The sequence below is a fragment of the Deltaproteobacteria bacterium genome (genome assembly GCA_016874735.1).
Classification (GTDB): Bacteria; Bdellovibrionota_B; Oligoflexia; order Oligoflexales; family CAIYRB01; genus CAIYRB01.
The window spans coordinates 21,623-47,741 of sequence record VGTI01000015.1 but is presented as its reverse complement, the minus strand read 5'-3'; the positions used below and the strand labels follow the sequence as shown (position 1 = coordinate 47,741).

23 protein-coding genes are annotated in these 26,119 nt (G+C 54.1%); 18 read left to right on the top strand and 5 right to left on the bottom strand.

Features of this window, described 5'->3' with window-relative positions:
• Window positions 1-35: 35 nt before the first annotated feature.
• Window positions 36-2,540, top strand: a complete 2,505-nt coding sequence (locus FJ146_08945; protein ID MBM4252084.1) for a hypothetical protein — start codon at window positions 36-38, stop codon at window positions 2,538-2,540.
• Entirely contained in the window at window positions 2,537-3,043 is a 507-nt protein-coding gene (locus tag FJ146_08940) for a cyclic nucleotide-binding domain-containing protein (protein MBM4252083.1), read from the top strand. Before FJ146_08945 ends, FJ146_08940 begins: the two co-directional genes overlap by 4 nt.
• A 7-nt stretch (window positions 3,044-3,050) precedes the next feature.
• Here FJ146_08940 and FJ146_08935 read toward each other — a convergent pair whose 3' ends face one another.
• The gene (locus FJ146_08935) at window positions 3,051-4,406 is read right to left on the bottom strand and encodes a cystathionine beta-synthase (protein MBM4252082.1); all 1,356 of its coding nucleotides are present in this window, start codon (window positions 4,404-4,406) and stop codon (window positions 3,051-3,053) included.
• 218 nt (window positions 4,407-4,624) lie between these two features.
• Here FJ146_08935 and FJ146_08930 point away from each other — a divergent pair, with 218 nt between their 5' ends.
• The 9 genes from FJ146_08930 (at window position 4,625) to FJ146_08890 (ending at window position 14,469) form a co-directional block, all read left to right on the top strand.
• A complete protein-coding gene (locus FJ146_08930; GenBank protein MBM4252081.1) occupies window positions 4,625-4,933 on the top strand; it encodes a hypothetical protein in 309 nt (102 codons plus the stop codon).
• A gap of 204 nt (window positions 4,934-5,137) precedes the next feature.
• A complete protein-coding gene (gene pilM / locus FJ146_08925) occupies window positions 5,138-6,193 on the top strand; it encodes a type IV pilus assembly protein PilM (protein ID MBM4252080.1) in 1,056 nt (351 codons plus the stop codon).
• Window position 6,194: 1 nt separating this feature from the next.
• A complete protein-coding gene (locus tag FJ146_08920) occupies window positions 6,195-6,992 on the top strand; it encodes a hypothetical protein (protein MBM4252079.1) in 798 nt (265 codons plus the stop codon).
• 12 nt (window positions 6,993-7,004) lie between these two features.
• Window positions 7,005-7,859, top strand: coding sequence for a hypothetical protein (locus FJ146_08915; GenBank protein ID MBM4252078.1), 855 nt, complete (start codon window positions 7,005-7,007; stop codon window positions 7,857-7,859).
• Between the two features lie 21 nt (window positions 7,860-7,880).
• Complete coding sequence (locus tag FJ146_08910) at window positions 7,881-8,834, top strand: pilus assembly protein PilP (GenBank protein ID MBM4252077.1); 954 nt, start codon at window positions 7,881-7,883, stop codon at window positions 8,832-8,834.
• On the top strand, window positions 8,831-12,364 hold the full coding sequence (locus tag FJ146_08905; protein MBM4252076.1) for a hypothetical protein: 3,534 nt from the start codon (window positions 8,831-8,833) through the stop codon (window positions 12,362-12,364). Before FJ146_08910 ends, FJ146_08905 begins: the two co-directional genes overlap by 4 nt.
• The gene (locus tag FJ146_08900; GenBank protein MBM4252075.1) at window positions 12,357-12,980 is read left to right on the top strand and encodes a hypothetical protein; all 624 of its coding nucleotides are present in this window, start codon (window positions 12,357-12,359) and stop codon (window positions 12,978-12,980) included. Before FJ146_08905 ends, FJ146_08900 begins: the two co-directional genes overlap by 8 nt.
• 26 nt (window positions 12,981-13,006) lie before the next feature.
• On the top strand, window positions 13,007-13,987 hold the full coding sequence (locus FJ146_08895; protein ID MBM4252074.1) for a hypothetical protein: 981 nt from the start codon (window positions 13,007-13,009) through the stop codon (window positions 13,985-13,987).
• Window positions 13,984-14,469 carry a 3-dehydroquinate dehydratase gene (locus FJ146_08890; GenBank protein MBM4252073.1) on the top strand — a complete coding sequence of 162 codons (486 nt, stop codon included), beginning with the start codon at window positions 13,984-13,986 and terminating at the stop codon, window positions 14,467-14,469. The genes FJ146_08895 and FJ146_08890 overlap by 4 nt, the downstream gene beginning before the upstream one ends.
• A gap of 4 nt (window positions 14,470-14,473) precedes the next feature.
• Here FJ146_08890 and FJ146_08885 read toward each other — a convergent pair whose 3' ends face one another.
• A complete protein-coding gene (locus FJ146_08885) occupies window positions 14,474-15,181 on the bottom strand; it encodes a polyphenol oxidase family protein (GenBank protein ID MBM4252072.1) in 708 nt (235 codons plus the stop codon).
• 173 nt (window positions 15,182-15,354) lie between these two features.
• On the opposite strand from FJ146_08885, the gene FJ146_08880 reads away from it, so the two are divergent.
• Window positions 15,355-15,729 carry a hypothetical protein gene (locus FJ146_08880; GenBank protein ID MBM4252071.1) on the top strand — a complete coding sequence of 125 codons (375 nt, stop codon included), beginning with the start codon at window positions 15,355-15,357 and terminating at the stop codon, window positions 15,727-15,729.
• Window positions 15,730-15,750: 21 nt separating this feature from the next.
• Here the strand turns inward: FJ146_08880 and FJ146_08875 are convergent, their stop codons facing one another.
• A complete protein-coding gene (locus FJ146_08875) occupies window positions 15,751-17,025 on the bottom strand; it encodes an argininosuccinate synthase (GenBank protein MBM4252070.1) in 1,275 nt (424 codons plus the stop codon).
• On the bottom strand, window positions 17,022-18,443 hold the full coding sequence (argH, locus tag FJ146_08870; protein MBM4252069.1) for an argininosuccinate lyase: 1,422 nt from the start codon (window positions 18,441-18,443) through the stop codon (window positions 17,022-17,024). The genes FJ146_08875 and argH overlap by 4 nt, the downstream gene beginning before the upstream one ends.
• A 198-nt stretch (window positions 18,444-18,641) precedes the next feature.
• On the opposite strand from argH, the gene FJ146_08865 reads away from it, so the two are divergent.
• From FJ146_08865 to argB, 6 genes are read left to right on the top strand one after another with little or no spacing between them, the layout of a single operon-like run.
• Window positions 18,642-19,064: an ArgR family transcriptional regulator gene (locus FJ146_08865; GenBank protein ID MBM4252068.1), complete on the top strand. Its 423-nt coding sequence runs from the start codon at window positions 18,642-18,644 to the stop codon at window positions 19,062-19,064.
• A 9-nt stretch (window positions 19,065-19,073) separates the two neighbouring features.
• Window positions 19,074-20,192, top strand: a complete 1,119-nt coding sequence (locus FJ146_08860; protein ID MBM4252067.1) for a hypothetical protein — start codon at window positions 19,074-19,076, stop codon at window positions 20,190-20,192.
• Window positions 20,189-21,229: an N-acetyl-gamma-glutamyl-phosphate reductase gene (argC, locus tag FJ146_08855; GenBank protein ID MBM4252066.1), complete on the top strand. Its 1,041-nt coding sequence runs from the start codon at window positions 20,189-20,191 to the stop codon at window positions 21,227-21,229. Before FJ146_08860 ends, argC begins: the two co-directional genes overlap by 4 nt.
• Window positions 21,226-22,395, top strand: coding sequence for an aspartate aminotransferase family protein (locus FJ146_08850; GenBank protein MBM4252065.1), 1,170 nt, complete (start codon window positions 21,226-21,228; stop codon window positions 22,393-22,395). Before argC ends, FJ146_08850 begins: the two co-directional genes overlap by 4 nt.
• Window positions 22,325-23,437 (top strand): N-acetylornithine carbamoyltransferase, encoded by a 1,113-nt coding sequence (locus FJ146_08845; GenBank protein MBM4252064.1) that lies wholly within the window; start codon window positions 22,325-22,327, stop codon window positions 23,435-23,437. Before FJ146_08850 ends, FJ146_08845 begins: the two co-directional genes overlap by 71 nt.
• Entirely contained in the window at window positions 23,434-24,288 is an 855-nt protein-coding gene (argB, locus tag FJ146_08840) for an acetylglutamate kinase (protein MBM4252063.1), read from the top strand. Before FJ146_08845 ends, argB begins: the two co-directional genes overlap by 4 nt.
• A 12-nt stretch (window positions 24,289-24,300) precedes the next feature.
• Here the strand turns inward: argB and FJ146_08835 are convergent, their stop codons facing one another.
• Complete coding sequence (locus FJ146_08835; protein MBM4252062.1) at window positions 24,301-26,097, bottom strand: hypothetical protein; 1,797 nt, start codon at window positions 26,095-26,097, stop codon at window positions 24,301-24,303.
• Window positions 26,098-26,119: the final 22 nt, after the last annotated feature.

The window sequence follows — 26,119 nt, the reverse complement described above, 5'->3', positions numbered from 1 at the left end:
TCTCAGATGAGGGTAAAGCCTTTCAGGAGACATCCGTGTACTATAACGGGCGGCAAAAATTAGGACAGCAAGCGTGCATCAAAGCGGCGCTGGTCCTTGTTTTTAGCCTCGCGAGTTCCGTGCTTTTTGCTCAGGCAGCAAGCATCGATCGTGTCAAACAAGAGATGGTGCAGAACGTAAAAAATCGTTTAGCCCCACTGCTGTCTCAATACTGCAAAGAGGCCTGTGCAATCGTCGACGTTAATGTGATCATCGACGAGGACATGATCGAATCTGATGATATAGGATTCGAAGGAGTCGAAGGTACACCTCCCGCTCGTATCATCAACGTTAGCCGCGTTACGGCCGGAGTGCAGGTCGATGACCGCGTCAGTAGTGTGAACCGCGATCGGCTCATGAAAATCTTGCATACTAATGTGCAGGATCTTGGTGTGCCGGTAGATATCGTTTGGCGCCCTGTTACTATCCCGCAGTTTGGTCAATCCGCAGCTAAAGAGGAACAGCTCCGGAGCGATCTTGAACGTCGTATGACCGAGGCTGTCAGTAAGGTTCTTGACCTCTATTGCCCGGAGGACTGTGTACTGTCGCATGTGACCGTAGACGGCAAACTGGTCACCCCAGACGAAGCATCGGTCCATCAAGTCGAGGAGTTGGTACGTGATCGCAGCAGTGATGCCATCCTGCTCGTCTCTAGTATCGACATTGAAGTGGCCATGAATGAAAGCTTGCCCGCAAAGCATCGTGCGCGTATCACCAACCTGATCGAAGCCAAAACCAAATTTGCTAAGCCCGTGCACCTGAATATCGACGTGGCACCCTTCCCGGACTCCTACGCACGCCAGCAAGAACGTGACAAGAAAGACGGTGGCGATCCCTATGGTTTGGAAAAACTGCGCCAAACCTTAAAAATCTTCCGAGAGCTTGCTGGAACCAAAGAGATCGTCACGACGCTCACCAATAGCTCGACGTCGCAATCCTCTAACTCTAGCTCCAGCAGTAACACCAACAGCACGCACACAAGCTCGCGGAACGATAGTGCCACAACGCAGCAAAACACCAATAACTCGACGATGCGTGAGATTTCTAAAGAAGAGTCCAGCGCCAAATTCCAGTCACAATCGGATCAAAAGTTGCTCAGCAAAGACTCGTCGTCCTCAAAGTCCGAGATCGACAAACAAACTAGCGACCGGCTTGCGACTTTAAATGCGGAGGATAAATTCCGCGCGGTTCCCGTCTGGCAATGGATGTCCTACCTGGCCGGGTTTATGCTGCTCGTTGGGATGATCCTATTTGTCCTCATGCGTTATGCACGTGCTAACCGTGATGCGAATCTCATGATGTATGAGGCGCAGGGCAAATCACTGCGAGCCGTGGGGCAGGCGGAAAAGCCTGCCAACGATTCGCTCCAGGTGAGCCATGCCACCGAGGATACGGATGATGCTGGTCGCAAAGACATTGCTCTGCGTCTTAAGAATGAGGATCTGCGTGCTGAATTAAACAAAATTTTTGTCGAGCACCCGCGCCTTGCAAAAGAGACTTTTTCGCGACTGTTAAGTGAGGACGGCATCGAGGCTACTGCCAAATATGTGCATCTGTTTGGACAGTTGGTCGTATTCGAGCTCTTGGCTGACCCGAACTTACAGCGGGAGCTCTACGAGCTTAGCGAGTTTTATCACAAGTCGACTTTTGAATTCACACCTGAGCAGGAATTCCGCCTGCTCACAGCTTTGAAGACGCGGGTTACAGCCAATGAAATCCGGGTGCTTACCCGTAAGGCTGTCGAGCGGTTTGAGTTCTTGCAGCAGCTCGATGCCGTACAGATTTACAATTTGATCATCGATGAGAAACCCAAAGTGCAAGCCATCGTCATGACGCAGCTTGATCCCAAGCGTCGACGTGCGGTTTTTGAGATGTATACCGGCCAGCCTAAGATTGATCTGATGCAGGAGCTTTGCCGCGGTGAGCCAATTCCCAAGGAATTCTTGGCCAATATCGCCGTGGCCCTACAACGTAAAGTCAGCGCGCGCCCTGAATTCGATGTGGAAAACCTGAGGTCTTCGGAGATTCTCTTTGACCTGATGGACAAAGCCTCGCTCGATGAGCAGAGATCACTCATGCAGAATCTGATGCGCACCAATACCGAGGCTGCTCGTGCCATCAAGCTCAAGTTGGTTACTGTTGAACTGATGCCATACCTTAAAGACGGCCACTTGCTCGAGATTGTGCTTGGGCTGGAGCGTGAAGACTTACTTACGTTCCTATCAAGTGCTCCTGAGCATATACGCGAGCTGCTCCTCAGCAAGGCTCCGACGGAACTGGCGTCAAGCTGGACTGAGGATCTGGAGAACTTTACTGGCGCCGAGCAGAATTACCGTTTTGTCGAGATGAAACTGACAGGCCGTATCCGTGCCCTGGCTAAGAGTGGCGCGATCAACCTCCTCACACTCAATGACCTGGTATTTGGTACCGAGGCCGATATCGATCACGCTGAGACAGTTGAGCATCATCAGCTCGATAACATGACGGGAGTAGCGGCATGAGTACGCTACCACCGGTTAATCTCTCGGTGATTCGTATATTTGCCCGCTTTACCAACGACGATTTGACGGCCATATCAAGCATTGGTGAAATCATTCAGGTCAAGCCTCACGCTCACGTCATTATCGAAGGCGAGCCGACGCGAGGCCTCTACGTGATTATTTCAGGACGGGTGTCGATTTACCGCAACGAATCTGGCTCAACCACGATGAGTCGGCTCGCTATGCTCGAAGAGGGAGCCAATTTTGGCGAGCTTAGTCTGATAGATAATGCACCAAGGTCGGCTACTGTCATTGCCGAGACGGCCTGTGATCTGTTCTCTCTGGATGCGACGCGATTTCATGTCTGGTTGGAAAGTGCGGCGCCCGAGGTTTCGGTGCGCTTTTACCGTGCCTGCGCCGAGGAGTTAGCCGTCCGGATGCGCCGCATCAATCAAGACTACATTACCGCCCAGCAACAGCTGTGGCGGCATGCCCTGCGACGCGTCGAGGCTAAAGCTACCTGAGCACTAGCTAGTTATTGGCACCAGGATGCTTAACTAGCCAATCTACCAAATCAATCTTGGTCAAAATGTGCAGTGGGTGGCGCTTGTCGTCGATCACCACAGCACAAGGTGCGTACATGAGAATCTCTTGCAGCGCGCTGACCGGAGTAGACTCCTCAACCGTCGGTACGTTGCGGTCCATCACATCGCCGAGGATGGTGTCGGAGCCGATTTCACCGCTGGCCAGATAGCTTAGTAGGTCGCCCTCTTTCACCATCCCAATAATGCTACCGGCGTGGGTTACAGGTATTTGTGAAATACCACGCTCCTTCATCAATCCAATCGCCTCGCGCACCGTGTCGGTATGGACCATGCTGATGACGTTCGGCTTGGATTTGAGTAGCAGTCCCACCTGCCCCTCGATGGCGCTGACACCAGTGAAGCGGTTGTCCCGCATCCACTTGTCGTCGATGAATTTGGTCATATAATTGCGCACGCCATCAGGTAGTATGACGACGCAGTTTTGCCCCTTGGCGAGTGACTTAGCCTCTTTGAGTGCAGCGTACATCACGGCGCCGCATGATCCACCGCAGAGGAGTCCCTCCTCGGCAATGAGGCGTCGCGCCATCTGGAACGACTCCCGATCTGCAGTCTTGACCCAGGTGTCGACTAGGCTCCGATCAAGTACATCGGGTATGAAGTCATATCCTATCCCCTCGACCTTATAGGAACAGATAGGACCCGGACCTGCCAGGATCGAGCCCACAGGGTCAACACCCACCACTTTACAGTTGGGTAACCGCTCCTTGATCCTCTTGGCCACGCCAGTGATGGTGCCACCGGTGCCCGCACTCATGACGATCATGTCGATCTTGTCGTTCATGTCAGCCAAAATTTCGACGCCGGTGCCGTAATAGTGAGCGTTAGGGTTGGACGGGTTTGAGTATTGATCGAGGATGTGGGCGTTCGGTAGTTCCTTCTGCAGACGCTTAGCCACCCCAATGTGACTGAGGGGGGAGTCCCAAGCCGCGTCGGTCGGGGTACGGATGATTTCCGCGCCGAGCGCTTCGAGAATCACTTGCTTCTCGCGGCTCATCTTTTCCGGCATGGTGATGATGATACGGTAGCCCCTGATAGCGCCGGCAATGGCTATGCCGATCCCCGTGTTGCCGCTCGTGGGTTCGATCAGGGTGTCGCCTGGTTTGATGCGGCCGGTGCGTTCAGCGTCCGCAACCATTTGGTAGCCGATCCGATCTTTGATCGAACCACCTGGGTTAAAAAACTCGCACTTGGCGTACAGGTTACATTGCAAACTAGCCCCGACACGGTTGAGCTTGACGAGTGGGGTCCGGCCAATGGTCTCAAGAATCGAGTTGTAGATCACGGCGGTGTCCCTCCAAATGTCCAAGTGTCTCGGGGGGGCAATGTGCGCCTTGCACCGGGCCCCCGTGTCTGCTAACTATACGCCAAATGAGCATGACTATTGGAGCTTTTTTTAGCCTGATTCTTGTGCCGTTGCCAAGTGAAATTGCTGGGGTTTTAAGTCGGGTGTTGGTCCTGCGATGTCATCACTGTCAGCACAGCTGGGAGCTCTCCCCCCCGGTGGCGCGTAGTTCCGAGTGTCCGGGCTGCCGGCGCGATGCCAGGGTATGCCTGAACTGTAAGTTTTACGATCCGGGTGCCTCCCGCGCCTGTCGTGAGGAGCAGGCCGAGTGGGTCAAGGAGAAAGATCGCTCCAACTTTTGCAGCTACTTTAGCCCCGGTGCCTCAGTGGGCAAGGCCGCGACTGACACGGCCCGCTCCAAGCTTGATGCCCTCTTTGCTAAGGGCGCGGAACCTGCAGCTCCAAGTACGCCTACCGGCGGTGGATTTGCCGCAGACTTGGCTAAGTTTCTAAAGGACAAACGCTAGTCGTCTTGACGCAGATCGTCAAATTCCCGCCACCAAAACTGTACGAACGTTGACGCCAGTCTGGTGGCAATGAAACAATGGTAGTGGGAGACTACTTCCCACTGCCTCGCTGTCAGTTGTGCCTACACGATACTTTCCGATTTTCAAGCAGAAGTACTGCGCCTCCGCCCTTAAATCAGCAAACAAAAATTTGTCGGTAGCAGCATGTTCAAGCGCCCTCTCATCGCCATTGACGTTGGATCGTCTGCCATTAAGGTAGCCGAGCTAGCCGGTGGTAAACAAAAAAAACTCACGACTCTTGGGCTTGAAACCTTGCCCCTCGGCGCCGTAGTTGACGGCGTGGTACAAGACAATTTGATCGTCGAGCAAAAGCTCAAAGAATTACTGCGTAAATTGAAAATTAGACCGCGGGGCCGGCGGGCGTCGTTCTGTGTCAGTGGTAGTGCAGTGCTGATCAAACGCCTGGAGATCGAAGCCAAAGAGGGCAGCGAACTCGCCGAGCAAGTTTATTTCGAGGCTGAGCAGCAGTTCCAGGCGGATATGTCTGATATCTATCTAGACTTCTTTGTCCTCGGCAAGGCTAAAGACGGTAACGCCCAGTCGGTGCTCGTGGTTGGTGCAAGGCGTGAGACGGTAGAACAGTACATCACCATCTTGCATAGAATTGGCATGCGCGCTGGCGTGGTCGAATGTGATGCGTTCAGTATCGCTAATATGTTTGAACACAACTACGGTAAGATCGACGGACTGTCCGCCATTTTGAAGATTGGTGCATCGGCCTCGCAGGTCTTGCTGATGCAAGGGGGAGAGTACGTATATACAGGCGACGTACCTATGGGCGGCGAAGAGTATACGCGTCGCATCGCCGAGGCTCTCGGTGTTGACCGCGAAAACGCTGAGGCGCTCAAAATTGCGGCATCTTCAGGGAGTGGCAATCTACCGCCCGAAGCAGGCAAGGCGATCGCTGAGCTTAACGATCACCTGGTGGCAGACGTGCAAGTTGCCATTGATTACTTCGTCCAAGGGGCAGGGGGTGGTGCTGTAGTTTCCAGCGTATTTTTGACCGGTGGCGGATCGCGCATTCTAGGATTGGATGCGGCGATTGCAGCGGCTATGCATGTACCTGTTCAGATTATTAATCCATTTCAGCAAATCAATATCGATGCCAAAAAGTTTAAGATGGAGCAACTGCTCAATCAGGGAGCTGTTTACGGAGTAACTATAGGACTTGGACTCCGCTCTATGGGGGACCAAGCCTAATATGATTAAGGTCAACCTTTGTCCGGTCGATGAACTTGATAACGAATATTGGTACATACCCGATATCTTGGTGCTGATTGCCGTGGGCATTGGCGCCTTTATCGCCGTTAATAACTACCACGATACAATCCGCGAAAAGATCGACGCGCTGACGACAGAGCATCAGAGTAAGGTTGAGGCGACTAATAAGCTTACTCCTGACCTAGAGCGATTCAAAAATCTAGGCTCCGACATAGCCCAACTCGAGTCCAAAATTCGAGCGCTGCAAACTATTACAGTCTCTAAACTTGGTAAATATAAGCTAGTCATAGCTCTGGAGCATCTCCAAAACTTTAAACCCTCAGGCCTGTGGCTCACACATATCTCCCTCGGGAGTGCGGGTAAGACCGACTTAGACCTGCGCGGGCAGGTCGAAAAATCCAGCGATAGCGATAACGACAATAGCAGCTATGCAGTTGAAGGTCAGGCCTTTGATAATATTCTTACTGCTGAATATATGTCTGGAATGAGATCAACACAGAATCAAGACGAAAAGTCGGTCGACCCGCGGACTAAAATCAGTTTTGAAAATATCGTTCTCAAAAGCGCTAAAACACCTATTGCGGCTGACTCCGACTTTGATGAGCTTAGTATCTACCCGGAATTCAAAATCCTCGGTCGGATAGTTGAGCGGGCCGAGAATTTCGCTCCAGAAAAGGCTAATCCTCTCCAGTCCTTTTTTGAAATACCCCCTCCTATGGAAGATGTCGTCATTAGAAATACGGATACCGGCTTAAGTCGCAAAAAGAGGTCCTTTTAAAGAGAGCTATCGATGTCAGCCCTTAACGAACTACGCGAGCGCTACAAAATCTTGCCCCTATGGGGTCGCCTTCTGGCCGTGACTGTAATTGGAATTTTGCCGGCGGCTTATATCTACTTTGATGAGGGTGCGATTTTAGAGGAGTCCGTGTCTGAGTTAGAGCAGAAGGTAGATGAGGCACGCAATAAATTTCGTGAGGCGAGTAATAAACATGCCAACCTGCCAAAGCTTGAGAAAGATTTTCAGACCACTCAGGAGCAGCTGGCAAAGGCTAAGAGAAAGCTACCGGATCAGTATAAAATAGAGGATATTCTTGAGAAAATCGCCACTATAGCCAATGGTGCTGATGTCGTGATTCGGGAGTTTTTGCCGCAGGATGAGGTGAGAAAGCAGGATCCCTATCCCTACGTGGAGTTACCTATAAGTGTAGTGGTCGACGGAGTATTTGCTAAGGTCACGGATTTTTTAAACGGTCTGATCCATTTAGATGGAACCGTCTTCGTCAAGGGTATCGACATCAGAAGAATGAGTACGCGGGACGCTATGAAGATAGCGGAGACCCTGAATGGTGCCACACCCACTGACGCGGCTGAACAACAAAATCTCTCCAAATACAAAAAAGCGATTCAGGCACGCGAGAATCTCATGGTCAGGGCTAAGGTGACTATGGCCGTTTATCGGTCTATGGGCGGTGATGAAGTAGTGAACCAGCCAACTACTGGGGATGGCGCTGCCCCTAATGAGAGCAGAACGGAAGGTAATAAACGCAATAGAAAGAACTCACAAAATAACGAAGATGCAGCCATCCAGGTGCCGTACCGTGCAGTAGACAAAGTAGCGTTGGGCGCTTTTAGGTCTGTTAATTGATGGCGGGGGAGACGTAAGTTCTTGTCTGGTATGAATACAAAATTTGTCATCAGGTTAGTGGCGGTCATCATGATTTTTGCCGCGCTAAATCACTCTCATCCCATACTCGCTGAGAGTACAAAATCTGCTAAAAAGACGTTCAAATCCCCGCCGAAAAAATCCTCTGATGCAGCAAAAGTTAGTAGTGCAAAATCAGTCGTAGGAGTTGATATCACTAAAGATCTTAATATTGAGGAGATCACGGAGCCCTCGATAGATTTTCAATACGTCTCGTACGGCAAAGATGACCCATTTGTACCACCTATGACCCTCAATGAGGACGGTAGTTCTAAGTCACTCCATGCGTTAGGTACCGGAAAGAAAACCAGAAGAGATATCGATTCCCTTGAAATAGCAATCGTCAATAATTTGCAAAAGCATGAGCTGACAAAGCTCAAGGTTGTCGGGATTTGGCAGGGATCCTCAGGGGTGCGTAAGGCTCTCGTGATGGCTCCGTCAGCTAAGGAAGGCGCTAATGGCATTGCTGAAGAGGGTGTCGTAGTCACTAAGGGCACACAAATGGGTAACCGGGGGGGCAAAGTCGTTAGCATTGGCCCAGATAGAGTAATCGTTGAAGAGTTTGTGTTGTTGCACGACGGTAAAAAACATTACAAACCCACCAGCATATATCTGGGTGGTAAGCCACCTAAAAAAGTGGAGAAACAAGTCTTCGATCCAGGGCAGAAGGAAACCAAGATTATCGACAAGAATGCCGAAGAAACTTTTGATCAGGTCTTGGAAAGAGATCGTAAGGCTAAAGAGGAAAAAGAAAAGCGCGAGGCCGAGGAAGCGGCAAATCCCAACAAGTTCAAGGAAGCCGCAGAGAAGGAAATGAAGGAACGATCTCAAGAGGTCGGTAAAAACTTAGGTCCGAAAATAATACAGCAAAATAAGATGCCAGAACCTGAAGATGCAGAAGTCGGAGGTGATCAATGAGCAAACGCTACGCTTTAGTGTGGCCGCCGCTTCTCGCAGCAGTGTCATTTTATTCGTGCGCTTCGGATTCTGAGACGCCGGATGAAGATGGCGGCGACGAAATAATGGCATCCGAGAATCAGCTGAACGCCAACAGTACTGGCAATGAGGAAGCTGATTTTGACGATGTCGCCGATACGACTGATACAGGCGCACCACCGGCTGACGGTAATCTAGGTCAAAGTGGGAATTTGATTCCTGCTAATCCCATACCAAACGCTGTTAATACCCCTGGCAACATTGTCGGAGAAGTGCAGGGATTAGAAACGAATCAAACCCTCGGCTCGCAGAATACGGCCACAACGCTTGCAAACGCTAATACAACGTCCGTGGGCTTGGTGCCCGATCAACCAAACAACGAACTGCCCGGGTCTCAGTCAACTACTACCCCGACCGTACAGCCAATTAGTGCAGTTGTTGCTGCCGATAAGCCGCGTTTGCATTGGGTCGGCTACGACTACCTAGAGAAAGATGCTGTTGTCCGGGTTGAGATGGTAACCATGGGTAAGCCTCCATTTAAATTCTTTCAAGAGGTCAACAAAGCCGGTCAGCCGGAACTCGTCGTCCGCTTTCTCGGCGCTCAAATGCGCCATAAAATTCGTCGTGATATCGATGCTCGCGAATTCAAATCCCCGGTCGCTTTTATTCGTCTCCGCCAAACTGACGACCACGTTGACGTCGTTTTAACGATGCGGGATGCGGTAAAACCAAGATTGTTTACTAAGTCCGGTAATGTCATGCTGACATTCGCCCTGCCTGATCGCTATTTTGGCAATAACGCTATTGGTGAGGCGCCGGTTGGCGAAGCGCAGCTACTTGCAGCAGCTAATCTTATGCCAGACCTTGTGCGCGGTAGTGATCAATTGCCGTCCTTTGGTGTACCAAAGCCTTTCATTAATGATCCCGGTGCTGCCGTTTTTAATGACACACCACCCAGCGCTGGTACCGAGGTGATACCTGCAAGCGCTCCGCTTCCCGCGGCCCCCGCGCTAGCTACACCGACGCTGGCCACCCCCGTCATTGCAAGTCCGGTAGTGCCGTCAACGACACAGCCCGTTGCCCAACCAGTCATGAACCGCCCATCTGTTGCACCCGCGATCCAGCCCCAGGGTGTGCCCTTCACTCCTATGATGATGCCCCAGTCGATGCCAATGCCAATGGCAGTGCCACCGGGATTATCACCGGCGTTACCACCATCAGGCATGGTCGTACCCCCGGCTCAGCCCATGATGATGCCTGCCGGTCGTGCGCCAGTGCCAATGACGACGCCGCCGTCTCAAGTAGTTCCGTCGCCTGCGGCTCCACCGGCTAATGGCAGCGGTACGGAGAACGACGACAGCAAATTAGAGGATTTTGACGACGGTAAAGGTAATAGCTCTGAGATGATCGATAAGTTTGATGTGCGCCTTCCTGCCACCGAACCCGATGATGGGCTAGTCGTATTAGACAGCATGACTTTAGTCGGCGTTGCTCAGGATGATGTAGGCGGGGCTAATGCAGCAGCAGCTGCTGCTGGTCCGGCAAACAATGTCGGTCCCAATGCTAATATCAATGCTAACGCTGCAGCCAAGGCCGCATTACAAAACGGCGCCGCTAACAATGCCGCGGCAGCCAATGCTGCTACCCAAAATATTACTAATGCCAACGCTGCAAATATTGAGGGCAATTTAGCTAATCCAGCCGCCGCCAATGCGCCAGCTAATGGAGCAAATGCTCCCGTAAATGTTCCAGCCAATGCCGCCACTGGCAATTTGACCCAAGGTGCGCCTCCCGTAAACCTCGGAGGCAACGCTGCGGCTCCCAACGGTGCCGCCGACGAACTACTGGGTAACCCAGCGGCCCCAGCGGCCGCTGCTCCTGTAGCTCCGGCGCCGCAGATTCAAACGCCGGTCGCTCCAGAGCCACCGCTGCAAGGCGCACCCGATTTAGCAGGCGAAGAGACTGAGGGCAGGAGCGCCCAGGCGCTGCCAGAGGGCGTGAGCCTCGGCGGCGTGGCCAGGAGTTTTGATTTCGACGGCGCGCCGCTTCACTCGGTGATCGGGCAATTAGGTAGAGAGAGTAAGGTCAACTTCGTCATAAGTCCCACTGTCGAAAACAAGATCATAACATTGCACGTAAAAAATGTTCCGTTTAACGATATTCTCAATGCGGTACTTTCGGCTAATCAACTCACTGTGGTTTCCCTGGGTCCGAATCTCTACCGCATCGATAACATAAAGAGTATTGCGGATGAGAGAGAGCAAGAAGATGTCAGGCGTAAGAAGGAACTTAAATTAGTCCCGACGCGCATACTCGTGCACCGCTTGTCGTTCGCAGAGGCCGAAAACGTCGTAAAGGTGTTGGGAGAGATTTTGAAGGCGTCGGGTGAAGGTGATGGAAGGATAAAGGTGCAAGCAGACAAGCGTACCAACTCCGTGATCGTCAATGCTCCGGCTGGAGACCTCTCGACGGTGAAGGCCCTACTCGAGCGGCTTGATCTTGAGACGCCACAAGTCCGCATTGCAACCCGCATCGTTGAACTGAAAAAGGGTAGCGCCAGGAGCTTTGGTATAAGTTGGGGCATGCCGCTGAATTTTGATCAGGGGCGTGGGCTTGGCTTTGGTAACTTGGTATTCCCGCAGTCCATGCTCTCTAAATTCAGTATCGATGCCGGCGGTAATGCGCAAAAAACCGGGACCTCCAATTTCTTTTTCGGCAGCGCCAACAATTCCACAGCGCTCGATTTAGCGCTCAGTGCGCAAGAAACGCAAAATACGGCCGAGGTACTCCAGTCAAGTAGCCTTATTGTCGGCGACAATGAAAAAGCGACTATCGTCGCAGGTACCACGGATTATTTTATCCCTCAGGGGGGCGGCATTGGTGCACCTCCGCCCAATCCCGAAGACAGCAAAGTTGAGTACAACCTCACAGTTAAAGTGACACCGCATATCACAGCTGATGGCGCCGTACAGATGGATCTAGATATCAGGAGCGACACGCCGACCTTGCCTAAGGTTCCGGAAAATAGCCGTGGTGCCAAATTAAATCGGCAGGTAACAACAAAGATGATGCGCCGCAGTGGAGAAACAGCGGTGATCGGCGGCATCTACAATAACGAACGGACCAAGAATAATACCGGCATACCGATACTATCTAAACTACCAATCATAGGTGCCCTATTTAGAAGTTCGGACTCTAATGAAGAGCGGCGCGAGCTGATGGTCATGGTGACACCTACGGTTATCACCACCGCCAAGAGTTTTGAGTCACCTCCATCACTGGATGCCACTGTAAACACACCTGCTTCCCAAGAATTTGCAGCCCCGGCACCGGCCAACAACGCACCGGTCAACAATGCGCCAGCCAACAACGCACCTGCTAACAACGCACCTGCTAACAACGCACCTGCTAACAACGCACCTGCTAACAACGCACCTGCTAACAACGGTGGTGGCAATTTTGCGGGCAATGCAAACGGTAATGCTAACCTGGGAGCGAACACCAATGAGTAGCCTTCGACGGCATGGCCTGCTCTTTGTGAGCTTGGTGAATCTTGTTGCGTGCTCGGCCAAGCCAGAAAATGCGCCGTCTGGGAGTTGTAGTCTCAGTTGTAGTGGAGCGCGTGTAGCGGCAGCCGAATTCCAGCTGGAAGCTCTGACACCGCCTGCGTTTACTTTGGCCTGTAAAAATCCAGGCGATCCATTGACGGCGCCTCTCACAATTCGGTACCGGGTTTCGCAGCGCCCAACCACGAACTTCAACCAAAAGCGCGGCGAGAATGCAGATGCAGCCGCTGGCGGAGCGGGTGGTGCGGCTACCATACCCACGGAGCCGCAGGTCAATGCTGTGCCGACAGTGCCCGTTGGAGCTGTGGGTTTTGACCCAATAGTATATGGAGACATGGCATTCAGTAAGACCGCCGGCGAGTTTAAAAATGCCAACAATGAGGTTAACCCTGTGCGCTACGCGGGCGTTGTAACCCCTCCTTCAGAGTGGTGTTCGGACTCCTGCGGCATCATGACCTACGAGATATGGCCCAACTGCGCGGAGGGTTCCGTGACAACTGGTGTGCAAGCAGGTGCCGTGAAGAGTGGTGGATTTGTTACAATCTCAATAACAGTGCCTTAACATCGTATCTAGGGACACGATCCTCGATGACCGATATCTGGACCCCACTTCTAAACTCACTGCCTCTGTCGCGTACCGAGCGAGAGACCATCAGGCGTTTTCGTGATGATCCGACTGGGCGGGGATTTTTGCCCGTCGCCGACATCTTGCGCGCTCATCGACTTATTGACGAGAGCTTGGAGTTATTGACACAGGGGGTCAATCAGCATCCGCGGTTCACCGTGGCACGCGTGATTCTGGTGCGTGAGCTTCTTGGTAAGGGCATGGTCACGGAGGCGTGGCAGACGCTCGAAGCCTCGCCGGAGCCGCTACGCGACAACGTCTTGGCGCAGAAGTTACGGCTTAAGTTGGCGGTATTGATGGGTGAGGATGCCGTCGTCAAGGCCACGATTCAGCATCTGAAGCTGCACCAGATGCACGATAGTGACAGTAAGCGCTTAGCGGAGCAGGTGGAGCTAAATGGACTGGCTGCCGCTCAGACAGCACTACTCAAAGACTTTAGTGAACGCGGCATCGACATCACGCTGCCGACATCGGGTAAAGCTGTGTTTCAAGAGATCGACACAGCACCCTCGTTGCCGTCACTTAGCGATGAACCCGTGGTCACCCGGGCGACGTCGGCCTTTTTTGATCCGAGCGAAGTTACTGAGGATCCAGCTATTGCGGGATTCCATGTCGTGCCGCTCAGCGAGATATTTCGCCCGGGTGATTCTGCAGGATCTCGTGAGACTGGCGGCGGTATTGAGCTCGATTCGACAACACTGGCCGAGATTTATGTGCGCCAGCATCATTACAGTAAAGCTCTTGAGATTTACCGACGTCTACTGCGTCAGACTCCCGGCAATGATGCCTTGCGTACCAAAGTATCCGAGCTAATAAAACTTGATAAAGAGCAGAAAGATGCGGATCTGACTCTAGATCCAGGATTAGTCGATGTGATTGAGACCGTCGAAATCATCAATAAGCAGATGCGTTACTTCAATGATCTACTGAGTCGGCTGCAATGAGAAAAACCAAGTCTAAATCCAGGGCCAACCCGAACTCCGTAGATCTTCGGCCGCGTATATTAGTGGCCAGTGGCGTCAATCTAGACTTACTCGGTCGTCGCGAGCCCGGTATTTATGGACACGCCACGTTGCAGGACCTAGAGGCCATTGCCAGTCGTGAATTTGCGGCAAGGGCTGAGCTGGTCTTTGCGCAAACCAATGTCGAATCCGAATACCTAGCATTATTAGACGGCGCCTGGGCCGGAGCCGTGATTAATCCTGGGGCATGGACGCATACGTCTTTAGCCCTGGCTGATCGCTTGGCCGGCTTGCAGCTGCCTTTCGTCGAAGTCCACCTATCGAACACGGCGGCTCGCGAGACTTTTAGACATCACTCTTACACTGCGCGACTGGCAGTCGGCGTCGTGCAAGGCTTCGGCATCAATTCCTACTTGCTCGGCATCGAGGGGCTGCTCAGGTATCTAATGACCAACGCGTCTTGAGCGTTTAGCCGAGTTTTATCCAGCTCCAATTGACCCCAGCGCCCTTAGCGTCGCGGCGGAAACTATGCCAGTCGGTGCGGGCATAAGTGCAGGCTTGGATCACGCCGATATTTCCGGCGGGGATCCCGGCATTGCTGAGTGCGAGAGCGGCCGCCACCTGCAAGTCCAAGTGCCACCTATCGGTACTGCCCTTGGACAGCGTAAACGCGGCCTGTTCCATACTGAGCCCGGAGGCCGGGGTTAGGAGGGCATCTACCACCTCCGCACCTACCTCAAAGCGTTCCCGCGAAATAGTCGGTCCCACAACCGCGATCATGCGGCTCACGTCCTGACCGGATTCCACCAACTTATCGACCGCGTTCATGATGATGCCGCGCGTCAGACCGCGCCATCCAGCGTGGATCCCAGCGACCATTTGCCCAGGAATGGCAAGGAGAACGGGGATGCAGTCAGCCGTCTTGACGGCGATAAAGCTGTCACGCTCAAAGGTGTACAGGGCGTCCGCTTCAATTCTGTGAGGTGCTTTGGCGCTCGTGCTGTCTGGTGCAGTCGGTACAATTTTGGTGCCGTGGACCTGGCGCACGTGGTGACACTCTGGCGCTGTGTCACTGGTCCCGTAGAAGCCATGGTCAAAACCTGCTCGCGTGAGAAGTAGCGAGGTCTTAGCGGGAGCTTCCCAGGTGAATTGGGACAGGAGTTCTCTCGTGCGCATAGTGGTCGGTTCCTTCGTGCGGCAGTCTGATGCCTGGACTCGCTTACCACAATAGCAGATTTAGGCTCAAGGCCCTTGACGCAAGACCTTGGAGGTGAGAAGGAGAAGCCCCCCGCTTGGACCAAACCCGGTCCAACCCGAGCTGCGGCCTAGGTCGCAAGAAGGAGTCAATCATGCTTAAAACTCTACAAATTGGTGCTTTGCTGGTGCTGGCACAGGCCTGCGGTCAAGCCACATCCCAAGGCGCGATGTTGACCGGCGCTCCCCACGAATTTGATGCGATTTGCGGTATTGACGCAGATATCATGTCGTTCCGGATATACGAAGGCAAGGGCCTCCTGCAGGGCGCCTCGTTCCCAGGCAAAGGCTTCGCCTGCCGGCGTGGTGACTATCCCGATCCGAGCTCGCAGCTTGCATGGATCTGCGACGAAGTGGGTGGTGGCAATGCGCATGTTGAGATTCAGCGCATTAGCAGCGGCGCCAAGCAAGCAACGGTAACGCTGGACGGCCCCAGCGGCGGCGCCGTCCATAAACTGAACTGCTACTAACACAGCGTCGCTAAGTTTAGCTTAGCGACCTTGAACTTGGCGTCTCACGCGGAGTGGCAAGCCATGTAGGCGGATAAAGCCAGTGGCGTCCTCCTGCCGGTAATTGCCCTCGCCGTCCATCGTGGCGATGGCAGCGTCATAGAGGGCTAGGGGAGAGCGACGCCCCTCGATGATCACGTTACCTTTATAGAGAGCGACCCGCGTTTCGCCCGTCACTGTGGACTGTGTGGCCTGTAGATAAGTCCGATGCGCTTCGGTGGCAGCGTCGTACCAGTAGCCGTTGTATACCGAAGTCGCAAAATCAGTGGCGCGGCGTTCTTTATCCAAAATGAGGCTGCCGGGGAGACAAAGTGCCTCGATATCCCGGTGCGCGGCTAAGAGTACGGAGTGACCGGGAGCGTGATATTCACCGCGTGATTTCATACCGACGTAGCGCGACTCGACCAAACCTAACGATCCCACTCCGTTGCGCGCCGCGGCTAAGTCAACATAATCAAACACAGCGGCGAACCCTTCGCTTAGGATGGCCCCTGGTTCGTAGCTGAGTACGCCAAGATCTCCAGCGGGGGCATCAGGTACGGCGCTGGCCACGGCCACTGGGACACCGTTTTGCCATTTGATGATGAAGCGTTCAACATGATCAGGGGCCTTAGTTGGATGGACCATGCGTTCAAAAAGTGCGGTTGGCGCCCCTAGCCATGGGTCCTCGAGAATCCCAGCCTCGTAGGAAATGTGCAGCAGATTGTCATCAGATGACCAAGGTTTGGCTGCACTGGCTTTGACCTCCAAACGGTGGTCGGCGGCATAGGCGAGCATGCTTTTCCTGCCCTCGCCAAAAGCCTTGATAAACGCAGGATCGCGCCACACCGGCAGGATACTTAGCTCGGGTGCTAAAGCCTGATAGGTTAACTCAAAGCGCACCTGGTCGTTGCCCTTACCAGTGGCACCGTGGGCGAGCAGCTGCGCACCGCAGGCGCGCGCCGTCTCAACCTGCGCCTTGGCAATGAGTGGCCGGGCAATCGACGTGCCGAGGAGATAGCGCCCCTCGTACTGGGCGTGTCCGTGCAGGCATGGCAGGAAAAAATCATGCAAGAATTCATCGCGCATATTCTTACTAATAAATCGCGCGGCGCCGCCCTTTTGGGCGCGCGCTGCGATCAAATCCAAATCCTCCGTCCGTTGACCGACATCAGCGAGGAAGGCCGTAACTTCAAAGCCACGCGCGGCTAGCCAATGGAGAATGACGGTGGTGTCAAGGCCGCCCGAGTAGGCGAGGACTACATGTGGTTTTGTCATGATTTGGACTCCGTTAAAGACGAATGTAACTGATTCCCTGCTTGCTCAAGGTGATTTATCCAGCGCTTGATCTCACTGGCGACCATCTGTGGTGCCGTGGATCCGACGCTACGAAATGAAGCTAGAGTATTTTTAATGCCAAGTTTTCTAGCAGCTATCGCGATAAGCTGCGGATGGGCCGCCTTGAGGGTATCCTCTGGTAGCGTGGCTAACGTTAAGCCTTGCTCCTCCGCGGTACGGACCAGTTGGCCGACCATGGCGTGCGCTGAACGCATGGGACAGCCAATTTCAATCAGCGCCTCCATCAGCGTCGTCGCATCGAGAAACCCATGGTCCAGTCCGGCCTCAATCGCGGCGCGGCGCAACGTTGATCCTTCTGTCATGAGCGTCATGAGTTCGGTGCTTGCCAGAACGGTGTCGTAGGCATCAAATAGGGCAGCCTTGTCCTCTTGTAGGTCACGATTGTAAGCAAGCGGCAGTCCCTTTAGGAGCACAAGTAAATTTTGTAGCGAACCGATGACGCGGCCAGTGCGGCCGCGGATCAATTCGAGCACGTCTGGATTCTTCTTGTGGGGCATGATGGAAGAGCCGGTGCAAAGTTCATCAGGCAGGTTCAAAAACGCATATTCCTGGCTGCTCCATAAGATCCACTCCTCGGCGATACCGCTGAGGTGCGTGGAGACTAGGCTCATTGCAAAGAGCGATTCGGCCACAAAATCGCGATCCGATACGGCATCTAGCGAATTACGGCAGATGGCGTCAAAGCCGAGCGCCCTGCAAACTTCATGTCTATCGATGGGGAGGGAGGTGCCAGCCAATGCTGCGGCACCGAGAGGCAGCTGATTGACGCGCTGCCTGGCGTCTCTTAGTCTCTGAATATCGCGCTCAAAGCGTTCCACGTGGGCTAGGTAGTAATGGGCTGCCAGCACCGGCTGTGCTCGTTGCAAATGGGTGTACCCGGGTATCACGGTATCACCGGCGCGCTGTGCGGCATCCACGAGGGAGCGTTGCAAGTTTAGTAGTCCCGTCACCAAAGTGTCGATGGCGTCACGGGTCCACAGACGTAGACTGGTGGCAACCTGATCGTTGCGGCTGCGCGCCGTATGTAATTTGCGACCGGTGTCGCCGAGGCGCTCGATGAGTGCTGACTCGATATGCATGTGGATATCTTCAAGTGTGTCGCTCAGTGTGACCTTACCCGCAGCAAAATCCTCGCCGATAGCGTCAAGGCCACTGATGATGGCCGTTGCCTCATCCCGACTGATGATGCCCACTGATCCGAGCATGTGCGCATGAGCTTTGGACGCTTCGATATCGTGGCGCCACAGGCGGATGTCAGTTTTAATCGACGCTGTGAACGCTTCGACGGCGCTGTGTGTCGATGTTTTAAAGCGTCCGCTCCATGCTTTTTGTTCCACAAAAAAATCCTTTGTTTCAGATGGACGCTGCAATTTATCTCAGCGATAGGGTTTACACCAATCCGAAATGAACGTATATATGTGAATAGTAATCATATTTATGCGTCAATGATGCATAAAATGTAAAGGCAATGTGTAGATTGTGTTTAGGTTGTGTAAGGACTGCCCAAGAATTGAGCATGCGGGGTATGGTCTAGGATGGACAAAGCAACACGACAGCGAAAAATTACCGAGATTATTCGGCGTAGTCCGGTACGCAATCAGTCTGAGCTCGTTGCTCTCCTGACTAAGGCCGGGATTGAATCCACACAGGCCAGCGTGTCTCGTGACCTCAGCGATATGGGTGTGGTCAAAGTGGACGGTGTTTACCGGGCACCACAGCTAGAGCCAGGTCAGTCGCAGCTAGTCGACCATCTGGCGGCGGAAAAGATTGGCGATCATCTGATTGTCGTGCGCACAGGTCCCGGCCACGCCCAAGCTGTGGCGTTGCATCTTGATCGCGCTAAGTTGACGGGCGTTGCTGGCACCATTGCTGGTGACGACACCATTTTCATTGCCTTGCGTAGCCGTGACGATCAGTCGAAGGTCATGCGTAAGATTTTCTCCATCTTCAAGAAATAGGGGAGTGAGATGCTGCAGCGAGTAACAGATCTGCCGGTGGTGGCGTTGGGACCCCAGGGGAACACAACTGCGGGGCGTGCCAAGCGTCTCATTAGGGCAGATAAGATCGCCTCGGTTGCTGGTGCTGCCAACCTACCGGCAGACTTGCGTATTGCCATGGTGACCCTGAGGCCACGGTCGGGCGATGTGGTGGCGGTCAAAGTGCTCAGCGAAAATCCCGGCTACGACCGACTCGAATTGACGTCGGGACGTCTCGCTCGTCTAAGTGTGGGAGATATTTTTATCGGTGTCATGGGAGCGCGGCGTGCACTCAAGGGTTACGTCGGTGACGTACCGAGTGAGCTTGCCGTTGGCGACGAGCTTCACATCCTCAATATGGGTGGCGTGCTCGGGCGCTGCACGGGCTTCAATCAAACGATGGGGCAGCCGGTGCGCACGGAGTATTTGGGTGCCGTGCTACAAGACGGGAGTCTCATAAATATTGCAGACTATGCTCTGCCTCTCGTGAAGCCGACCGGACCTGTGACGCCCGTCATTGCCGTGGCGGGTAGTTGTATGCACGCTGGCAAGACTAGGGTAGCGGTGGAGCTGGTGCGTCGGTTTACCAGTGCCGGTTATAAAGTCGCTGCGGGTAAAGTCTCAGGTATTGCCTGCCTCAAAGACACACTGGAAATGCGCGACAATGGTGCGGTCAAGACGCTCAGCTTTCTCGATTTGGGTTTGGCGTCCACAGTCGGTGTGAATGATCTCGCAGCCGTGGCGCAGTCGATCATCGGGCATTTAACCGCAGCATCACCGGACGTCATTGTTCTTGAGTTGGGCGATGGTTTGCTTGGTGGCTATAACGTGAGCTCCATACTCGACGATCAGATCGTTCGCGATAGCCTCGCGGCTCTGGTCTTCTGTGCTGGCGACTTTGTGAGTGCTTGGGGCGGCATTGAGCTACTTAAACAGCACGGACTCGTGCCCGATGTGATCTCCGGAGCGTCGACAGATAGCCGGATGGGTGTCGACTACATTAGGCAGGAGTTAGGTATCCCAGCTGCCAACGCCATTGTCGGTGGTGCGGCATTGTTTGCTTTAGTCGAGGCGCGTCTTTTGGCTACCGCTGATGAGGGTGTCCAATGAGCGCGGCAGTCAGGACAGCGATCATTGGTGGTACTGGTTACTCTGGGGTCGAATTGACGCGCTTGATCCTGCAGCATCCCCACACGGAGCTGGTCCTTGTTACCTCGCCCAGCGGGGAGGGTAGGCCGCTCGCCGATCACCAGCCGATTTTGCGCGGATTGACGCAGCTGCCACTTAGTCCGGTGCCGCAGGCCGCGTCTGAGTGGCCGGCGGTGGATCTCATATTTCTGTGCCTTCCCCACGGTGTCAGTCGCGACCTAGTGCCGTCACTGCCGCCCACGGCCCGCGTCATCGATCTGAGTGGTGACTTCCGCATCAGGGACGGAGAAACCTTTGCCAAGTACTACGGCATCTCTCCCCCCGCACCAGAGTGGCAGCGACGTTTTGTCTATGGTCTCCCTGAAGTCGTTGACAGGGCAGAGATCGCACATGCGCATTACGTGGCCAATCCCGGCTGTTTTGCAACGGCCGTGACCTTAGGGCTGGCGCCGCTTGTGCGTCTTGGTCTCATCGAGTCTCGCGTCATTGTTGATGCCAAGACTGGGTCGACGGGCGCCGGGGCTAAGCCCTCAGTGACGACGCAGCATGCGACGCGCGCCAATAGTTTCTACGGTTACAAGAGTTTTGCGCATCAGCATGTTCCGGAGATTAAGCAGACGCTGGCGACGCTTAGTCGCGGCTGGGGTGATGGTCTCGTTTTTCAGGCGCATAGCACACCGCTGGTGCGCGGGATTTTTGCTTCCATTTACTGCCGCGTGCAGCCAGGTGTCAGCGCGGCATCGATAGACAAAGCATTCCGCGATTACTATGAGGGCTGCGCCTTCATGCGCCTATGTGAAGGGTCGCCCAATGTAAACTGGACGCGTGGCAGCAATTTTGTTGATTTGGGCTGGAGCCAAGAGGACCGTGAGCTCATCGTTTTTTGCGCGCTAGATAATCTCGGCAAAGGGGCTGCCGGTCAGGCTGTGCAGAATATGAATCTTATGTACGGATATGCAGAAATGACCGGTCTTTGGCAAGCAGGAGGCGTGCCGTGATGCAGGAGACAACAAGTAATCTTATAAATGTTTACAAGAGACTGCCCGTCAAGATTGTCAGAGGGCAAGGCGCTTGGGTGTACGACGAATCAGGCACAAACTTTCTCGACATGTATGCGGGCCATGCAGTGACATCAACTGGCCATTGTCATCCGCATCTAGTGAGCCGTCTGACGGAGCAGATGAGTAAGCTGCTTTTTTATTCTAATGCGGTTCACGTCGAGCATCAGGAAGAAGCTGCTGCACTGATCGCCGCCGAGCTGCCGCCGCAGCTGAACCGCGTATTCTTCTGTAATTCCGGTGCCGAGGCCGTGGAGAATTGCCTTAAAGCAGCGCGCCTGGCGACAGGTAGGCAGAAGATCGTCGCCTTTGACGGTGGATTTCACGGCCGCACACTAGGTGCTCAGGCGGTCACTGGGCTAGCCAAGTACCGTCAGGGCTTAGCGGCAGATATTGCTGGTCACACTTTTGTACCCTTTAATGATGCTAAGGCTGCGGCTCTGGCTGTTGCTGGCGGTGATGTGGCTGCCATCATTGTGGAGCCCATACAGGGTCTAGCTGGATGTCGCACTGCGGAGCCTGAATTTTTCGTCGCACTCAGACAGATCTGTGATCGTCATGGAGTGCTGCTCATCTTCGATGAAATGCAAACGGGTTTTGGCCGTACCGGTAGTTTCGCCTTTGCCCCGCGCTACGGTGTGGTGCCTGATCTCATCAGCTTCGGCAAGGGTATCGCGTCAGGTCTGCCAGTCGGCGCGTTGGTGACTACGGATAAGGTGGCGTCGCGTCTGCGCCCCGGCGATTTAGGCACCACCTTTGGCGGCGGACCGCTTGCCTGTCTTGCGGTCTGTGCGACCATCGAAATTTTGCGGCGCGAGCAAATTTATGAACAGGTCCAGAGTCGTGCGCCACGTCTGCGTGCGGCGCTGGCCTCGCTGCCAAGTGTAACCGAGGTGCGTGGTGAGGGATATCTGATAGGTGTCAAGGTCGATGGCTTGGCAGCAAATTTGCAAAAGCAGCTATTTAATCGCGGGGTACTCGCAGGCACTTCCGATGACCCGTCAATTCTGCGGCTTATGCCGCCACTGATTCTTAATGATGCGCACATTGACTACTTTGTCGAGCGTATGGCTACAGCAGAAAAGGCATTCCGTGACCGCTCTTGAAAACCCGCAAGCTTTGACTCCAGTGACTTCTTTACGTGGCAGGTCTTTCCTGTCGACGGCCGATCTGACGGGTGCAGAATTACATCAACTGATCGACTTAACGATCACGGGTAAAGCCCAGGGGCGCCTCGCCTTTGGTCAACCTCTAGCCGGACGCGGCGTCGGTCTGGTCTTTTTCAATCCCTCGCTGCGCACGCGCGCGTCAATGGTGATGGCCGTGGCTGGTCTAGGTGGGCAGCCCGTGCCGCTCGATATCAGTGCTGGGGCCTGGGACCTGGAACATGAGACCGGTGTGGTCATGTACGGCTCTAAGAGTGAACATGTGCGCGAGGCTGTGCCCGTCCTGTCGCAGTATGTAGATGCAATTGGGGTGCGCTGTTTTCCCAGCTTCAAGTCTCTGAGTTACGATCGGGGAGAACCAGTGCTGGGCGCCTTTGCTGAGTATGCCCGCGTACCTGTGATTAATCTCGAATCGGCGACAGCTCATCCTTGTCAGGCCTTAGCTGACATGGTGACTATTCGGGAAAAATTAGGTGGCTTGGCTGGTCGTAAACTGACTCTGGTTTGGGCAAATCATCCGAAGGTCCTGCCCCATGCCGTTCCTAACTCATTTGCGACGGCAGCCCTGCAGTGTGGCGCTGACCTGACGATCGTCGCTCCGCCAGAATATTTGCCTGACCCAGCGTGGGCACAGAATTTGGACAAAGCCGCCAAGCTGAGCGGAGCGACACTCAGGCAAACATCCGACCTACGCCGTGGCTACGACGGCGCTCAGATTGTCTACGCCAAAAGCTGGGCGTCCACCGCTCACTATGGTGATGTCCAGCGCGATCTCGAGGTGCGTCGACGCTACCAGCAATGGCAGGTGACTTCCGACCTGATGGCACACACCAATAACGGCCTATTTATGCACTGTTTGCCCGTGCGCCGGAATGTCGTCGTCGCTGATGATGTGATCGATGGGCCCCGTTCGATAGTAGTAGAGCAGGCAGCGAATAGGCTGGCAGCACAAAAGGCTCTGCTAGCCTCAATACTGGCATGATTTCGGGAGATAAGATGACGGCACCCTCGAGAGAAACCTACGTCGTGAAGATTGGTGGTGCCGCGGTTGACCGCGGTGACGTTGCTGATGAACTCATGCAACAGGTCAAAACATGTCGCGATGCTGGAGTACGCCTCGTCTTGGTGCACGGCGGCGGTGATCGCTTGACGCAGGTTGCGAGCAGTCTCGGAGTGGAGGCTCCTTTTATAAATGGGCGACGCGTTACCAGTGATGCCCTGATCGATGTCGCCAAGATGGTGTTCGCTGGCGGTGTCGGCACCGATCTGGCTGCAGCCGCTTACCGGGCTGATTTATCTGCTATTGCGATATCTGGGGTGTCCGCTGGTCTCGTCGAGGTCGTGCGTCGCGGCCCTGTTCAAGGTGTCGACTATGGTTGGGTGGGTGATGTCACTCAAGTGAATACCAGCCTACTGTGGGCCTTGTTAAATGCAGGGCTGACTCCACTGGTAGCAAGTCTTGGTATCGATAATCAAGGTTTTATTTATAATGTTAACGCCGACACGATCGCCTGTCGCTTGGCCGTCGCACTCAAGGCGGACAAATTGATCATTCTCACCGGTCCAGACGGAGTCTTGCGGTGCATCGATGACCCCTTGAGTCGTGTGGACGCGATCGATGCCACCGCAATTTTAGAAAATAAACTGGATTTCCCCGTCTCCGGTGGCATGCTGCCGAAGCTGGCTAATTTGGCAGCTGCCACTGTGGAAGGTGTCGGGGCAGTTCATGTCGCCTCGTGGCGCCGTCCTGAGGTGTTGGCTGCCTGTTTGGGCGATCATACGCCCCCTATGGGGACGCGCATTAACGCTCCGAGACAAACGGCAGCTTACTGAATCTTAGGCGGCTTACGGACATTTACCTAAGCCAAGCGTACCGGTCTCCTTCAATGTTGGTCCACCAGGAATCACCAATGATGGGTGATCAAAAGGTGCTCGTTCTCTTTCGACGCGGCAATCAGTGAGGCCATTGGTGAGAAAATCGACGAGCTCGGCCTTTTCCGCCCGGGTCAGATAAAACGGTTCGAGCTCACTCGTCTTCTCCGCATTTGGGAAATCACCGCCACGCGCATAAAAGTCGACAAGTTCGCCGAGACTCGCAATCCCACCGTTGTGGAAATACGGTGCCGTTAGCTTGATATTGCGTAACATAGGTGTCTTAAATGCCCCCCTGTTAAAGCGCGAGTTACTACGAGCGAATGTGGCGCCACCTGGACCTACACTGGCGCGGCCCAAATCTTCCTCCGTCGGACGTACGCCCAGATTGTGATATCCCTGGTCAGCTCCGTCGTCATTTAGGGGGCCTTCGCGGAAGAGGTAGGTGTAACTCGCGTCAGATAACTCTGGCCCAGAATGACACTCGTAGCACCTCGCTTTGCCGTTGAATAACTTTAGACCCCGCTGCTGCGCAACGGTCAGGGCCTTGGTCTGACCACGCAGGTAACGATCCATCGGCGTGTCGTTAGGGACTAAGGTCGCTTCGTAGGCCATGACGGCCTGGCCCCAGATACGGCTAAAATGGCTTAAGGCATCGCGCGCTATTTCCGGTCTAAATGCGGCAGTGATTAAGTCCTGGTAGGTACACGCTTTGCGACCACAGCGTAATCCTTTGGCTGGCGAAGCACTCATGCTACCGAGGGCACTGTCGCTCCGTGACACAACCTGAAACTGAAGGACGGGGCGCACGAGCATTTTTGCCGCGACACTTTGTGGTCCATTAAATTGGCGGCCGGCACAAGCCATCTCGACAGCATTATTGACTGGACCGACGGCCTGCGATGCCAGGCTAGCATTGGTGGCTAGGACTAGCTTTTCTCCAGCGTTGGCACTTTGGCCAAAGGGATCGAATCCGTTAAAGTCCGTACTGGCGCGGCCGTCCCAGAAGTTTTCCACATTGAATATAGCTCCTATGACCGTTGGTGTGTTGCGTCCTGTAACGGCACGGTGACTGCCGAATGGGTGTTCAGCGACTAATTGGCAATCGTCCTTGGCATCCGTAATTTTCGTTGGTAGACGTCGAAACAAGGCGTTCTCGACTCCCTGTGATCCGATCCGGTCATCATTTGTGATCGAGCTTTTTCTAAATTGCTGACCTGGTCCGTTGACGCCGCCGCTGGCAAAGACACCATCAGGGCCAGGATGTAGGGCGTTCAGGGTGCGAGCATCAGCACCGGCTTGAAAGTGGCACGAGGCACAAGCGGTTTTGCCGTCACTGCCTACTTGCATGTCCCAGAATAAAGCTTTCCCAAGTCTGACCGCTGCTGCCATGTTAGTGATGTCGGTGGCGGTGGGGCGCGGCAGTATCGCGCAGTCGAGAGGTTGTGCTTCCTCACCATCGTGGCAATAAGGTTGTGTGCGCGATGCTGCTGTGGGTGCCAGTTCGTTTTTCTCTAATGCTGGTTTAAGTGGCCCCATTGCTTTTGCTGATTTTTCTCCAGCAGTATGGCGTAGATACCAATCGGCAAAATTCTTGGCGCCCCTCAAGGCACTTTGGGAATCTACCAGGCTCAGCGCCGCTCCGGGACTTGTGGAGACTCCAGGAGGTGATTCCCTCACTGTTTCAAGGCTTGATTGATGGACCGATGCTTTACATCCAGTCGCCGCGGCCAAGGTTAGGGCCAGACCGATGACACTAATTTTTGACATACCGATTCCCCGTGAAAGTCAT

What these genes read in the sequence shown, in the direction of transcription:
- argB (MBM4252063.1), top strand. Translation starts at nt 23,434, where the DNA reads ATGATTTCGGGAGATAAGATGACGGCACCCTCGAGAGAAACCTACGTC.
- argC (MBM4252066.1), top strand. Translation starts at nt 20,189, where the DNA reads ATGAGCGCGGCAGTCAGGACAGCGATCATTGGTGGTACTGGTTACTCT.
- FJ146_08895 (MBM4252074.1), top strand. Translation starts at nt 13,007, where the DNA reads ATGACCGATATCTGGACCCCACTTCTAAACTCACTGCCTCTGTCGCGT.
- pilM (MBM4252080.1), top strand. Translation starts at nt 5,138, where the DNA reads ATGTTCAAGCGCCCTCTCATCGCCATTGACGTTGGATCGTCTGCCATT.
- FJ146_08865 (MBM4252068.1), top strand. Translation starts at nt 18,642, where the DNA reads ATGGACAAAGCAACACGACAGCGAAAAATTACCGAGATTATTCGGCGT.
- FJ146_08890 (MBM4252073.1), top strand. Translation starts at nt 13,984, where the DNA reads ATGAGAAAAACCAAGTCTAAATCCAGGGCCAACCCGAACTCCGTAGAT.
- FJ146_08915 (MBM4252078.1), top strand. Translation starts at nt 7,005, where the DNA reads ATGTCAGCCCTTAACGAACTACGCGAGCGCTACAAAATCTTGCCCCTA.
- FJ146_08920 (MBM4252079.1), top strand. Translation starts at nt 6,195, where the DNA reads ATGATTAAGGTCAACCTTTGTCCGGTCGATGAACTTGATAACGAATAT.
- FJ146_08880 (MBM4252071.1), top strand. Translation starts at nt 15,355, where the DNA reads ATGCTTAAAACTCTACAAATTGGTGCTTTGCTGGTGCTGGCACAGGCC.
- FJ146_08845 (MBM4252064.1), top strand. Translation starts at nt 22,325, where the DNA reads ATGATGCGCACATTGACTACTTTGTCGAGCGTATGGCTACAGCAGAAA.
- FJ146_08835 (MBM4252062.1), bottom strand. Translation starts at nt 26,097, where the DNA reads ATGTCAAAAATTAGTGTCATCGGTCTGGCCCTAACCTTGGCCGCGGCG.
- FJ146_08900 (MBM4252075.1), top strand. Translation starts at nt 12,357, where the DNA reads ATGAGTAGCCTTCGACGGCATGGCCTGCTCTTTGTGAGCTTGGTGAAT.
- FJ146_08940 (MBM4252083.1), top strand. Translation starts at nt 2,537, where the DNA reads ATGAGTACGCTACCACCGGTTAATCTCTCGGTGATTCGTATATTTGCC.
- FJ146_08860 (MBM4252067.1), top strand. Translation starts at nt 19,074, where the DNA reads ATGCTGCAGCGAGTAACAGATCTGCCGGTGGTGGCGTTGGGACCCCAG.
- FJ146_08875 (MBM4252070.1), bottom strand. Translation starts at nt 17,025, where the DNA reads ATGACAAAACCACATGTAGTCCTCGCCTACTCGGGCGGCCTTGACACC.
- FJ146_08885 (MBM4252072.1), bottom strand. Translation starts at nt 15,181, where the DNA reads ATGCGCACGAGAGAACTCCTGTCCCAATTCACCTGGGAAGCTCCCGCT.
- FJ146_08905 (MBM4252076.1), top strand. Translation starts at nt 8,831, where the DNA reads ATGAGCAAACGCTACGCTTTAGTGTGGCCGCCGCTTCTCGCAGCAGTG.